This is a genomic window from Viridibacterium curvum (genome assembly GCF_039544165.1).
Taxonomy (GTDB): Bacteria; Pseudomonadota; Gammaproteobacteria; order Burkholderiales; family Rhodocyclaceae; genus Viridibacterium; species Viridibacterium curvum.
In genome coordinates this window covers 1-14,058 of the sequence record NZ_BAABLD010000010.1, presented here as the reverse complement: position 1 = coordinate 14,058, position 14,058 = coordinate 1, and the positions used below count along the sequence as shown (strand labels likewise).

The following is a 14,058-nucleotide window of genomic DNA, read 5'->3' as shown; positions in this document are numbered from 1 at the left end:
TGACAAGCGGTGCGCACTGCGCACCCTGCCCGAAGAAAGGGCCAGACCTTAGCGGGGCTGGCCCTTTTTCTTGGTGACAGCCGTGCTCGGGCAGAGACCCGTGGCGGGGCTGAAGGGGTCGAACCACAGCTCTTTGCGTTGCAGCGGGTTGTCGGCCGACAGCAGCGGGTTTGGCAGGTGGATGACATGCCGCTGGCACAGTTTGGCCCGTTGCAGCATCTCGGCGTGATGGCGCACCACCATCTTCAACAAGCTGCCGTCCTTGACCATGCTCTCCATGCCTTCGTGGATGCGTCGCGCCAGTGCCGGCGCTGCAGGCGACACGAAGATATAGGTGGGCAGGGGAAACTCGAGCAGCAGGTCGCTCTCTACGGCGAGTTCGGCTGGGCGATCAGACATGGCGTCGTACTCGCCGAATATCTCGTTCACGCCGCGTGGAAAGTAGTCCAGGCGTTCAGCCAACAGCATCCTGGTCAGGGCCTCCTGATCGCGAGCCGTCTCCAGCCGCAACTGGCTGGCTTCCATGATCTTGCGCGACGACCAGCCGAGACCTGCGCCGATGGACACCTTGCGCAGGTCATCCAGTGATTTCACATTGCTCAGCCGGGCCTGACCGTCCTTGCGCACGAAGCCGATGCGGTAGCTCGACAGGCCCAGGTCGACGGGTATCCATACAGGTAGTGTGCTGGCTTCCCAGCTGGGCTGGGTGGCGACGATGGTCACATTGACCGTCTCGCCCTTGATCATCTCGATGAGCAGGCGCTCGCGTGGCAGGTTGCCGCCGGTGTGGGCGATGCGGGCGGGGCCGTATTTCTTCTCGGTGCGGTGCAGCGCTTCCTGCAGCACCAGTTCGGAATGCTGTGGTTTGCTGGCGTTGTCTTCGCGCCGGTAGAGGCGGACTTCGGTATTGGCGGCAGTAGCGTTGCCAAATGCCAGGCAAGCCGTCAGCAGCGCGCACAGTGCGAGGTGAGCGCCGTGGCGGGGCGGTTTGCCTGAGGGCTTCGGGAGGATGCCGGCCATCCTCGGACAACGACCGGCATGACCGTTGTCTTGAGGAAGCACGTCACACCCGGGGTCAGTTGGTACTCGATTTGCGCGGGGCAATCTCGCGCTGGATCTTCCATGTGCTGTCTGCTTCGCGACGGATGACGAGGGTCTTGTTGACGTCGTCGCTGTAGTCGCTGGAGCGATACTGCTGGTTGAAGCTCACTTCGCAGCTGCTGGCGCTGATCTGCTTGACCTTGATGTCTGCCAGTTTGACCGCGATGTAGTCCTTGTTCAGGCGTTCGGCGCGCAGCTGCTTCCAGGCCTTCTGGTCAGCGCGGGTCAGCGGCTCAAAGCCTGGCGAGTAGTAACCCAGGTATTTGCTGAGGTCCTTCGCAGACCAGGCTGCTGCCCAGTCTTCGGCCGCGAACTGGCAGTGCTCGGGGACAGGGGCGTCTGCTGCCGGTTTGCGCGGCGCCGTGGCGGCCAGCAGGTCGGGCTGCAGGGTGAAAGTGCGTGGCGGCCGGCCAGCCATGGCAGCGGTCGTGTCGAGTGTTTGCGGCGGGGTCATGCTGGTGTCGCAGTTGGCCGCACCGTCGAGTTCGTTTTCGTCGCCCTGTTCTTCCAGCGGCGAGATATTGCTGCCAGGGGCCAGGCCCAGGGTCGGCATGATGGTGTGGGTGGCGGCCAGTACGCGGAATTCGGCGAGCTTGAGGTCGTAGCGTGCTCGCTCCAGGGCCCGGCGAGCTTCAAACAGCTCGTTTTCGGTGTCGAGCACGTCGAGCAGGCTGCGCTGACCGATGTCGAACTGCTGGCGGTAGGCGTCGCGCGCCTTCTCGGTCGACAGGGCGTGTTGTTCGAGGTACTGGATCTGTTCGCGCAGCTTGCGCAGGTCGTTGCTGGCAATCACGGCAATCTGGCGCAGGTCGCGGCAGGTTTTGTCGCGAATGGCGATGGCCGTGTTGAACTGTTCTTCGGCAGCGCGGATGCGTGCCTGGTCGGAGCCGCCGCGGAACAGGTTGTAGTTCATGACCACCTGCGCCACCGTGTCGGAATAGTGGCCGGGGGTTCCGCCGTGGTTGCGTTCCAGGCTGTGGCTGCCGCGCGCTTCGAAGGTCGGGGAGTTGGCGGCGCGGCGTACGGCAGTCTGCGAGCGGGCCGAGCGCACGCCCGACACTGCGGACAGGAAAGTCGGGTTCTGCTTGACTGCAGCCGGCAGTACATCCTTTTCGGCAGGCAGCTTGGTGGCGACCGAGGGTGATTCGGCCAGCACCGGGGGGAGTTCGCCGACGACGCGCTGGTAGCGGGCGCTGACGTCATGCAGGTTGCTGGTCTCGGTGAGCCAGTTCGATTGTGCCAGGGCCAGGCGGCCGGCAGCCTGCTCGAGGTCGACACGCCGGCCCACGCCGGCCTTCACTCTTTGCTCGATCTGGTCGTAAGTCTCCTTGTGCACCGCCCAGTTGTCCTGCGCGAGTTGAGAGAGCTGGCGGTAGCGCTGTACGTCGAGGTAGGCACGGGCACTCTCCAGCGTGATTTCGTCGGAGGTTGCGAGCAGGTCGTAGTAGCGGGCGGCCTTGTTGTGGCCGAGGCGGCGGATCTCGTTGCGGGTGGCAAAGCCGTCCCACAGCAGCTGGCGCAGTTGCAGGTTGACGCCAGGGTGGTTGAAGCGCTGAACACTGCCGACATTGGTGTCGAGGCGTTCGCGGCCGTAATAGGACTCAAGGTCAACGCGGGGAAGCCGGGCGCCTTTGGCGGCATCCTGGTCTTCACTGGAGGAGAGGAACTCATGCAGTCGTGCCCTGACTTCCGGGCTGTTGGCCAGGGCGCGTTCGGCGACTTCGCCGAGCGTGGCACCGTGGCCGTATTGCGCGGCCAGTGCGAGGCAGATTGCTGCGGACAACTTCTTGTACATCCTGTTCTCCATTGCTTCCCACTGCGCACTCTACTGTTGGGCGGCCCCCGACGCTTCGCAGAAGATCTGGGGAAAGTGCGTGCTTTTCATGTTGCCTCTGCCAGCTTTGCTGAATTGCACAATTCGAGGCAAGTTATTGATTTATGCGCGAAGTTTAGCGGGCAATGACCTCAAAGCGGAACGCGCTCTGTAACTTTTTGTGCACTTCTCCTGCATTTGGTGAGGTTTTGCACACATGGCGACTGCGAAGGCGCACTTTTGCGCGTTGGCTCGTGCGTGGCGCGCTGGGGCTGACCCTGATGTGCGGTGTGTGGGCCAGCAACCTTGAACGCATGCAGCAATACGTGAATGGCCGCTTTGGTGCGAGCGGCGTGCGCAACCTGATGGACTGGCGTGATGCCCTGGCGCGCATGACTTCACTGTCCGAACCCGAACGGCTGCGCCGGGTCAATGAGTTCTTCAATCGCCGCATCCAGTTCGAGGATGACGTGGTGGTGTGGAGCAACGTCGACTACTGGGCTTCGCCGCTGGAAACGCTCGGGCGCGGCGCAGGGGACTGCGAGGACTTCGCGATTGCCAAGTATTTCAGCCTCATCGAGCTGGGCGTGCCCGCAGCGAAAATGCGGCTGACTTATGTGCGTGCCAGAATCGGCGCCGCCACCAGCACGGTGACCCAGGCCCATATGGTGCTCAGCTACTACGCCCAGCCCGATGCTGAACCGCTGGTGCTGGACAACCTCATTACCGACATTCTGCCTGCCGGGCGTCGCCCGGACCTGACCCCGGTCTTCAGCTTCAACGGCGAGGGGGTGTGGATGGCAGGAGCGGACAGGCCGGCTTCACCGGTGGACCGATTGACGCGTTGGACCGATGTGCTGATCAGGATGAAGGCGGCTGGCTATGAACCTTGAGAACCTTGAACGCAGAAAAACCCCGCACTCCAGTGCGGGCGAGGAGGACAGGCAATGACGCTATTGACCCGATTGTGGCTCTGCGCACTGGCGGCGATGCTGCTGGCGTTGGCGGGCAGCTTCGTGGTGAGCATGCGCATGGCGCGTGATTACCAGGCGCAACAATTGTTCGCTCAGGCCAGTGACAGTGCAGCCTCCTTGGCCTTGTCCATGTCGCAGCAGAGCAAGGATGCTGCGATGCTGGAACTGCAGGTGCAGGCACTCTTCGACTCCGGTCACTTCGAGAGCATCGTGTTCAAGGGCGTAGACGGCAAAGTTCTGGTCGAGCGGCACAACACGGTCGAGCTCACCGATGCGCCGGGCTGGTTCATGGCGCTGTGGCCGCTGCATGCCGAGGCCGGACGAGCCCAGGTGTCGGATGGCTGGAAGCAGGCCGGTAGTGTTGAACTGCGTGCCAGCACGCGCTACGCCTACGGTGCGTTGTGGCAGGGCAGCATCAAGCTGGCGGTGACCCTGCTCGTCATTGGGCTGTCGCTGGGGCTCGTCATCAACCGTCTGATGCGCTGGCTACGAACGCCGCTTGAAGAGCTGGTGACACAGGCGCAGGCGATTGGCGAGCGGCGTTTCGTCGCCGTGCCCGAGTCTCAGGTGCCAGAGCTGCGGGTGGTGTCGCGCGCCATGAATGCCATGGTGGTGCGTTTGCAGGCCATGTTTGCCGAACAGGCCCAACGTATCGAGAGTCTGCGGACCGAGGCCCGGCAGGACAGCCTGAGCGGTTTGCCGAATCGCGATCACTTCATGGGCAACCTGCGCGAGCAGCTCGATGCCGACAAGGCGAGCTCGGATGGTGTGCTGCTGCTGGTACGCCTCAATGACCTCGCAGAATTCAATCACCGTCTTGGGCGTGAGCGCGGTGACGCGCTGGTGAAGGCCTGCGCGCGTATCGTGCAGTCGGCGGACTTGCCGGAATGCGAAGTGATCAGGGGGCGTCTTGGCGGCGCCGAGTTCGCGCTGTTGTTGCCTGACACGGTGATGGTGCGTGCCGCAGAGCTGGCTCACGTCATCTCGACGCAGCTCGAAGCCCTGGTGGGTGACGGCGTTGCCGAGCTGCATCCGGTCGCCACGATTGGCTGGACTGCTTATGAGCCCGGTGAGTCGGTTGCGACGGTCATGACACGCATTGACGCGGCTTTGCTGCAGGCGGGTACCGCTTCACCGCCGCTGGCGGGCCTGGCCATCGAACACAGCGCAGGTGTCATGTCCGGTGAGGACTGGCGGGCCACGGTCGAGCGTGCGCTGGCCAATCGCAGTTTCGAGCTGGTGGCATACCCCGTGGTGCGTACGGACGGCGCCTTGCTGCACGCTGAAGTCATGATGCGACTGGTGGCCGACGACGGGACGCGCGTGGTGGCAGGGCAGTTCGTGCCGGCCGTGCAACGTCAGGGGCGCCTTGCCGAACTGGACTTGCTGGCGCTTGATCTGGCGCTGGCCAGACTGGCGACACAAACAGGCGACGTGGCGGTCAATATCTCGCCATCCAGTCTGCAGAGCGAGGGCTTCATTGCAGCCTGCGATGTGCACCTTGCCCGCATCGGGGCGGAAGCTTCACGAGTGTGGCTGGAGGTATCGGAACGCATCCTTGTCGATGAGGCCGGGCTGAAGGCCCTGGCGCAGCTGAGCGAGGTAACGCACCGCCGCAGCTGCAAGCTGGGTATCGAGCACTTCGGTCGCTACTTCGCGGCCTTGCCGCGACTGCACGAGGTGCGTATCGACTACGTCAAGCTGGACGGTGCTTTCGTCAGTGGCGTCGATGGGCACGAAGGCAATCGTCGTTTTGTCAGTGCCGTCACGGGTATTGCACGCAGCCTCGACATCGCCGTCATCGCCGAGCGTGTCGAGACCGAGACGGAATGGCAGGCGCTGGCGGCGCTGGAGATCTCGGGGCTGACCGGCCCTGCGGTGACGCGACGGGTGGCAGGGTGATCATCGACCCAGACTGCCCAGGTGGGCTGATATCCGGAAGTTGAATCCCGGGGGCTCGTAAGCTGCAATGCACCCGGTGGGCTGGCGGGGGACAACAGGTTTGAGGGTGCCCCCTGAGTTGCCTGGCGTGTGCCCTGACCTGCCACTACTGGCAGTTCATGCCGGCTGGCGCTCACCTCATTCGCTCGCGTTCAATTTCCATACGGAGGAATCGTCATGCTGTTCATCACGAATAGATTTCCGAAAGGCTCCATTCAGACCAGAGCAGGCAGGAAATTCGAGTTTGACCTGAAGAACAATGCGCCCAGCAACTCGGTGTTTTTCTGCAGGAGGAATGCGGACGGCAGCCTCACGGAGGTTGGCGGCATGAACTTCCTGTCGGAGCTGAAAGGCTCCAGTTACCGACAGATCCTGCTCTACATACACGGCTTCTCGAACCTGCCCGACAGCGTCTTCGAGGCTGCCGAGGAGTTTCAGGCCCTGTGTGATCAGCAGGACCCGAACGAGGTTCTGGTTGTCCCCATCATCTGGCCGTGCGACAACGATCTTGGCATCGTCCAGGACTACTGGGACGACCAGAAGTCTGCCGATGGCAGTGCCTACTCGCTGTCGCGGGCGTTAAGCCGGTTCCTGGAGTGGCGGGAGTCGAACCTGAATTCGCCTGGCACAGATCCCTGCCTGAAACGCATCAACGTCCTCGCTCACTCGATGGGCAACAGGGTACTCAGGGAGACGCTGTGCGCGTGGGATAGATACGATCTTGCCGACGGCGTGCCGCTCATTTTCCGCAATACCTTCCTTGTCGCGGCAGACATCGAGAATGAGTCCATCCATCGCACCGAGAGAGCAAAGCTGATTTGCGATGCGTCGAGGAACGTGGTGGTCTATTACGCTTCAGACGATCTGGCCCTGCGCGCCAGCAAGGCGGCGAACCTGAAGAACAAGATTGCATCCCGTCGCTTGGGGCACACTGGTCCGGAGAACATGGACATGACGCCCAAGAATGTTTACGTCGTGGACTGCGACGATGTGAACAATTCTTATGATGTTCCGAAGGGGCACTCGTACTTCCGGAGCGGGAAAGTGCAAGGCAAGCCTGGCCTGGTGTTCGAGCACATCTACGGATGTCTGAAAACGGGTCGCGTGTTCCCTGAGGACGAACAGCGGCGTTCGACGATCATTCGCGAGAGCTGATATCCGGGCGCAGAGAGAAAATGGCCGATACGCAAAACGTATCGGCCATTTTCTTTTTTGCTGGTCGATCAGTCCGTCTGCAGTTTGCCCTGCGTGAGCAGGGTCTGGATGATGGTCTGATCGTTGAGCGTGCCGCCCGACGTCAGATCCACACCCTGCAACACGATGCTCTGGTCGACGTAGGCGGCGTTGTAACCCGAGGTGAAGCCGCCGCTGCTGGAAATCTGGATGGTGGTGTTTCCGCCACTGGACTCGAAGTGCAGGAAGTTGCCCAGCGTTCCCGCAGCGGTACCCGTGTGATACTCCCCTTGCAGGAGATCCCGCAGGTCAAGTACGTCGCCGCCCGCTGCTGCTGTTGCGTTGTCGAAACTCTGGATGGTATCGACAGCCGGGGAACCGACTGCGCCACGATCAGCCAGCGTCCAGACGAAGGTGTCAGCCCCTGCGCCCCCTGTCATGGTGTCGTTGCCGCTGCCACCAGCCAGGCGATCATCTCCTGCGCCGCCGTCCAGTGTGTCATTTCCGTCCCCGCCAAAGAGACGATCGTTTCCGTCACCGCCAGAGAGCGAGTCGTTGCCTGTGCCTCCGGAGAGAAGGTCGTGGCCTGCACCACCGCTGAGTGTGTCATTGCCATCCAGGCCGAAGAGCTGGTCGTTGATGGCGGACCCGGTGAGTGTATTGGCCGAGCCGTCGCCCGCAACGAGGTTGTTGTAGGAGGTCAGCGTGAGCGTGGAGCTGGATGTGTCGCCGTCCGTGTCGGTCAGTGTGTAGCTGATCTCGACGGGGGCTACGACTGTTGTCGAGGTGTCTGCCAGCACGGATTGATAGCTGATGCTCGCGATGCGGGCTTCACCATCACTGGACGCCTGGATCGCGATGCTGCCGATGTTGCTGTAGTTTGACGGGATCGTGATGGTGGTCTCGGAAGTGCTGGCGAACGTACCCAACAGGTGGCCGTCGACCGCATAGATCTCATACGTCAGCGACGTACTGCCGCCCACCGATGTGCCGGAACCAAGGTTGCTGTTGGCCGCATTGAGCGTGATGGTGACGTTTTCGACGCCGCGAGGGTGCGTTGCATTGTCGAAGGTGAAGACGATGGTCTCCAGGTTGTCGACCTGTGTGCTGTCGGCTACGCCGTCTTCGTTCGACGACGTCAGCCCGCTACCTGTGACGCCTACACCACCGGCTGCGCCGGCTGTGTAGGTCACGCCGGCATTGGCATTCGTCTCGTCCAGCCCGGTGATGGTGAGACCGGCCGCAGCGGCAGGCGCGGCGGTGAGCGTCACGGTTGTCGCGGCAGCGAGCGGCGGGTTGGGCAGATTGGCTGTGGAGGGGGTGTAGCTGTAATAGCCGTCGCGGTTGAAGGTGAGCGTGCTGCCGTTCGATGCGTGCGTCCAGGTGAGCACGCCGGCCGCGGTGATGGTGTAGGTGCCGCCATTGGCCGAGCCGCTGGATGCAGCCGTCAGGTTATAGGTGGTCCCCTGGAAGACGATGCTGCTCACGCGTGCCCCGTCTGCCGCGGTGTCCGCGCCAGCTCCGAGTGCAGTGAAGTCGGTAGCCAGAGTACCCTCCGGCAAGCCGTCGTCAGTGCCAAGGCCAGTGACGACGTTGCCCGTGAAGCTGGTGCTGTTCGGCGTCAGGGTGTCGAAGTCAGGACGGGCGATGGGTTTGCCATCCACCACGGTGAAATTGAGATTCGCGCTGGGGGTGACGTCACCATCACTATCTTGCGCGATGAAGCTCATCGAGAAGGTGGTGCCACTTGAAGCGCTGCCACCTGCGTAATAGGTGTATTCGCCCGTCGCAAAATTGAAGTTGAGGGTGCCGTAGACAAAGCCGCGCGAGGCGCTCAGCGAAATGCTGTCACCCGTGATCGGCGATCCGGCAGGGAAGCCGCCAGTCCAGCTGATCTGGTTGGTCGCGCTGTTGTAGGTGAAGGTGACATTGGTGTCAGGACTGCCGTTGGCGTTCGTGTCCAGTTGCAGTGTGATGCTCTGCACCCAGCCATCATCAGCGCCGAGCGCGCTGCCCACGCTGCTGCTGCCACCCACCACGCTGCCGCCGTATGCGGTCGGCACCGAGCTGGTCAGGGTGGCCGAGAGGTCGTTCAGGTCAGGCACGATGATCGCGCTGTCACGCGTTCCGCTGGCGTCGGCATCCACGTTGTGGATGGTGTTGAGCGCGGTGCTGGCGGTGATGCCGCCGCCCACCCCGATGGCATAAGATTTGATGCTGTTGGTACTCGTGAAGGTGTCCCACGCCGTAGTCGCTGTCGTAGTGTTGCCCGCGGTCGGTGCGCCATCCGATATGAAGTACGCAATGTCCTGTGCGGTAGCGCTCGGCGTGCCGAAGGCGGTCGTGGCTGCCGTCAGGGCGTTCTCGTAGTTGGTGCCGCCCGTTGGCGAGACCGTGATGGCGTTGATGGCGGCGATCAGTGCGGCCTTGTCCGTATAGGCCGTGTTGCCATTGAGGATGGTGGCGGTCGGGCCAAAGGTAACGACTTTGACCGATACAGTGGATGCCTGGTCGAAATACGCGCTGACCAGTTCCACCATGGCGGCCTTCGCCAATGTCAGGCGATCACTGACCGACACCGTGCCGTCGGCGTTCTCGCTCTGCAATTGACCGCCGGCCTCAACCAGTGTCATCGAGCGTGAGATATCGAGCACGAGCACGATGTTGTAGACCGGCATCACCGCCTCGGCGACTTCGATGGACTTGTCGTAGGCGATAGGGCGGTCATCCATGATGGTGACCTGGACATTGCCTGTGCCCGTGTTCGTTACGTAGGCGATGTTCGATGTGATGCTGTTGTTGTTGGCGGTAGCGCTATTGTTGACGTTGTCATTGAGCTGGTAGGTGTAGTCGCCCAGACCGGTGCCTGAGACGTCGACGGTGAGCACACCGGCATTCACGCCGCCCACGACATGCTGCACGCCGATGTAACCGGTACGACTGTCGAGGTCGCCTGCGCCGCCATCGGTGACGCCGCCGACGCTCGTGATCGAGGTGGCGCCCGGATCATTCGTGAGCAGATTGCCGCTGAATGTTGTCGTGCCACCACCAGTGCCGCCGGTCAGGGCGCTCTCGTTAACGGTCACGAGGTCATCGCGCGTGGCGTAGGTAGTGATCGAGACCGTTGCCGTGCTGGTCTGGCCGTCGTCATCGGTCAGCGTGTAGGTGAAGCTGCCATTGCCCGCAGCGCTTGGCGTGAAGGTGTAGGTGCCATTGCCGTTATTCACGAGCGTTCCACCCGTCACACTGCCCGTGCCCGAAATGGCGGCGTGGTCGCGCAGCGTGTCGTTACCGAGCAGTTGCGCTGCAGTCAAAGTGATCGGCGATCCCAGCAAAGTGACAAAGTTGTCTGCCACGGCAAGGGGGGCTCCGTCATTCACGGCTGTCACGTTGATTGTGGCTGTAGCCGGCGTGGAGTCGGTTGCGCCGCTGTTGTCGCGCGCCGAATACTGGAAGCTGGTCGAGCCATTCCAGTCCGTGCTGGGGCGGAAATAGACCGGGCCTGTCACCAGACTGCCAGCCGTGATCGCTGTCGTGCCCGCAGCGTCGCTGTACAGCGTGCCGTTTGCGGGCAAGGTATTGATGACGTATCCGGTGACGGTGCCGTCCACATCCGTGCCTGCCAGGGTGACCGTGATCAGGGTGTCTTCATTGCCTGTCGCGGTGATGTTGGTCGTTTCCGGCGGGTCATTCACGGCGATGACATTGACGGTTGTCGTTCCCAGATTGCTGGTATGACCCTGATCGTCGGTGACCTGAACCGTGATGGTGCGTGGCGTGGTGCTCGGTGCATCGCTGCTGTTTGTGAACGTGATGTTCTGGATACGCTGGATGTACTGCGCGAGTGTGGCGGATCCGGACAGCGTGATGGTCACCGAACCTGTCAGGTTGTTCGCGTTGACCGAAATGCCGGCGATGTCGGTGCCCAGATTGAGCGAGTCGCCCGTCTGACGATTTGTCAGGATGATGGTCGCACCCGTGAGTACCGTGCTGTCCGCATCGGTAATCGTCATGTCGGCATCTGCAATCGATACACCTGCGCCGGCGGTGTTTTCCGTGAAACTGGTGATGTAGTTCGCGCCTGTTGCGGTGCTGGAGTTATTTGCATCCAGATCGAGAACCGGCGGAGCGTCGTTGTCGAGGATGGACGTCGTGACCGATGCGGTGCCCAGTGTGGCATTACTCGGAGCAGAGAGTGTGATCGTGAAATTCTCGGTCGACTCGATCGTCGTATCGTTGGTGATCGGAACTGTAACCGTCAGCGAAGTTGTGCCCGCCGGGAACGTCAGTGTTCCCGTGGTCGCCGAATAGTCGCTGCCTGCTGTCGCAGTACCGTTGCTGGTTGCGTAACTGACGGTGACAGTCTGTCCCGAAGCGGCCGATAGCGCCACGGTGTAGGTCGCGGTGCCTGCTGCTTCATTGACGCTGGCGGGGCCGGTGATCGACACCGTAGGTGTGGGGTCATCGTCGACGATGGTGCCCGTACCTGAGGTGCTGCCCACCGTCAGCGTATAGGTTTCATTGGTCTCGTCGAGGGCGTCTGCCGTCGTCGGCACAGTGACCGTAAAGCTGGTGACGCCTGCTGGCACGGTGATGACGCCGCCAGAGATGGTCACGCCATTGCTGAACGCGGCATTGGTGAGAGCCGAGGTGTAGTCGACGCCACCGGCAGTGGCAGTGCCACCACCGAGGCTCAGAGCGTAGGTCGTTGCGACCGACGATGCGTTCGACAGCGTGACGGTGTGTACGATGTTCGAAGCTTCGGTAGCGGAGTTCGACGATACCGAGGCGATGGTTGGCGCAGCATCGTCGTCGAGAATGGTGCCCGTGCCGGTAACGCCACCGACAGTCAGCGGCACGGTCTCGTCCGGCTCGTCCGTCGTATCCGAAACCGTCGGCACGGTGATCGTGAAGCTCGTGACACCGGCCGGAATCGTCAGCACGCCTGCTGCAAGCGTGACGCCATTGCTGAAAGTTGGCGAAGCGGTGTAGTCGGTGCCCGAGGTTGCCGTTCCGGTACCGAAATTGAACGGGAACGTAATGCTCGACGACGAAGCGTTGGTAAGTGCGACCGTGTAGACCAGGTTCGAGCCTTCGGTTGCACTCGGCGACGACACACTCTGTATCGTCGGCGCAGCATCGTCGTCGTTGATCGTACCGGTGCCGGATGCGGCGCCCACGGTCAGCGTATAGGTTTCGTTCGGCTCGTCGATGGTGTCAGCCGTGGTGGGGACAGTGACAGTGAAGCTTGTGACACCAGCAGGCACGGTGATCGTGCCGCCGGAGATCGTCACGCCATTCGAGAACGAGGCGTTGGTCAGGGCGGAGGTGTAGTCGACGCCACCGCCTGTTGCGGTACCGCCCCCAAGGCTCAGCGCATAGGTCGTTGCGACCGACGACGCATTCGAGAGCGTCACGGTGTGAACGATGCTCGATGCTTCAGTGGCGCTGTTGCTGGTAACCGAGGCAATCGTCGGAGCGGCGTCGTCATCCAGGATGGTGCCTGTGCCGGTGACACCGCCAACCGTGATTGGCACGGTTTCATCCGGTTCGTCGGTCGTGTCGTTGATGGTCGGAACCGTGATGGTGAAGCTCGTGACACCGGCCGGGATCGTCAGCACGCCTGCAGCAAGCGTGACGCCATTCGAGAAGGTGGGTGATGCCGTGTAGTCGGTGCCCGACGTTGCGGTGCCAGCGCCGAAGCTGAACGGGAAGGTGATGGTTGAAGACGAAGCGTTGGTGAGCGCTACCGTGTAGACGAGGTTGTTGCCCTCGGTCGTGCTCGGCGAGGAGACGCTTTGCACGGTCGGTGCGGCATCGTCATCGTTGATCGTACCGGTGCCAGCCGTGCCACCTACGGTCAGGGTATAGGTTTCGTTCGGCTCGTCGATGGTGTCAGCCGTGGTGGGGACAGTGACAGTGAAGCTCGTGACCCCTGCCGGCACAGTGATCGTGCCACCCGAGATCGTCACGCCATTCGAGAACGAGGCGTTGGTCAGGGCGGACGTGTAGTCGGTATCGCCGCCGGTTGCCGTGACATCGGCGAGCGACAGGGTGTAAGTGGTGGCGCTGCTCGATGCATTGCTCAGCGTCACGGTGTGAACGATGTTTGACGCTTCAGTGGCGCTGTTGCTGGTAACCGAGGCAATCGTCGGCGCGGCATCGTCATCGTTGATCGTACCGGTGCCAGATGCGGCGCCCACGGTCAGCGTATAGGTTTCGTTCGGCTCATCGATGGTGTCAGCTGTGGTGGGGACAGTGACAGTGAAGCTCGTGACACCAGCAGGCACGGTGATCGTGCCGCCGGAGATCGTCACGCCATTCGAGAACGAGGCGTTGGTCAGGGCGGAGGTGTAGTCGACGCCACCGCCTGTTGCGGTACCGCCCCCAAGGCTCAGCGCATAGGTCGTTGCGACCGACGACGCATTCGAGAGCGTCACGGTGTGAACGATGCTCGATGCTTCAGTAGCGCTGTTGCTGGTAACCGTAGCAATCGTCGGCGCTGCATCGTCATCCAGGATGATGCCTGTGCCGGTGACGCCGCCAACCGTGATTGGCACGGTTTCATCCGGTTCGTCGGTCGTGTCGTTGATGGTCGGAACCGTGATGGTGAAGCTCGTGACACCGGCCGGGATCGTCAGCACGCCTGCAGCAAGCGTGACGCCATTCGAGAAGGTGGGTGATGCCGTGTAGTCGGTGCCCGACGTTGCGGTGCCAGCGCCGAAGCTGAACGGGAAGGTGATGGTTGAAGACGAAGCGTTGGTGAGCGCGACCGTGTAGACGAGGTTGTTGCCCTCGGTCGTGCTCGGTGAGGAGACGCTTTGCACGGTCGGCGCGGCATCGTCATCGTTGATCGTACCGGTGCCAGCCGTGCCACCTACGGTCAGGGTATAGGTTTCATTCGGCTCGTCGATGGTGTCAGCCGTGGTGGGGACAGTGACAGTGAAGCTCGTGACCCCTGCCGGCACGGTGATCGTGCCGCCAGAGATCGTCACGCCATTGCTGAAGGCGGCGCTGGTGAGCGTGGACGTGTAGTCGGTACCACCGCCCGTGGCG

Annotated in this window: 6 protein-coding genes; 3 read left to right on the top strand and 3 right to left on the bottom strand. The window is 62.2% G+C overall.

Annotated features, from left to right (window positions below; genetic code table 11):
- Window positions 1-48 precede the first annotated feature (48 nt).
- Together ABEA02_RS13660 and ABEA02_RS13655 are read right to left on the bottom strand one after the other, a co-directional pair.
- Entirely contained in the window at window positions 49-1,020 is a 972-nt protein-coding gene (locus ABEA02_RS13660) for a substrate-binding periplasmic protein (RefSeq protein WP_345533647.1), read from the bottom strand.
- Window positions 1,021-1,075: 55 nt separating this feature from the next.
- Entirely contained in the window at window positions 1,076-2,896 is a 1,821-nt protein-coding gene (locus ABEA02_RS13655; RefSeq protein ID WP_345533646.1) for a TolC family outer membrane protein, read from the bottom strand.
- 272 nt (window positions 2,897-3,168) lie between these two features.
- On the opposite strand from ABEA02_RS13655, the gene ABEA02_RS13650 reads away from it, so the two are divergent.
- The 3 genes from ABEA02_RS13650 to ABEA02_RS13640 all read left to right on the top strand — a co-directional run bounded on the left by ABEA02_RS13650 (window position 3,169) and on the right by ABEA02_RS13640 (window position 6,984).
- On the top strand, window positions 3,169-3,807 hold the full coding sequence (locus ABEA02_RS13650) for a transglutaminase-like cysteine peptidase (RefSeq protein WP_345533645.1): 639 nt from the start codon (window positions 3,169-3,171) through the stop codon (window positions 3,805-3,807).
- Between the two features lie 54 nt (window positions 3,808-3,861).
- Window positions 3,862-5,790, top strand: coding sequence for a bifunctional diguanylate cyclase/phosphodiesterase (locus ABEA02_RS13645; protein ID WP_345533644.1), 1,929 nt, complete (start codon window positions 3,862-3,864; stop codon window positions 5,788-5,790).
- A gap of 216 nt (window positions 5,791-6,006) precedes the next feature.
- Window positions 6,007-6,984: an alpha/beta hydrolase gene (locus ABEA02_RS13640; RefSeq protein ID WP_345533643.1), complete on the top strand. Its 978-nt coding sequence runs from the start codon at window positions 6,007-6,009 to the stop codon at window positions 6,982-6,984.
- A 68-nt stretch (window positions 6,985-7,052) separates the two neighbouring features.
- On the opposite strand, the gene ABEA02_RS13635 is transcribed toward ABEA02_RS13640, so the two are convergent.
- Window positions 7,053-13,997: a Calx-beta domain-containing protein gene (locus ABEA02_RS13635; protein ID WP_345533642.1), complete on the bottom strand. Its 6,945-nt coding sequence runs from the start codon at window positions 13,995-13,997 to the stop codon at window positions 7,053-7,055.
- Window positions 13,998-14,058: the final 61 nt, after the last annotated feature.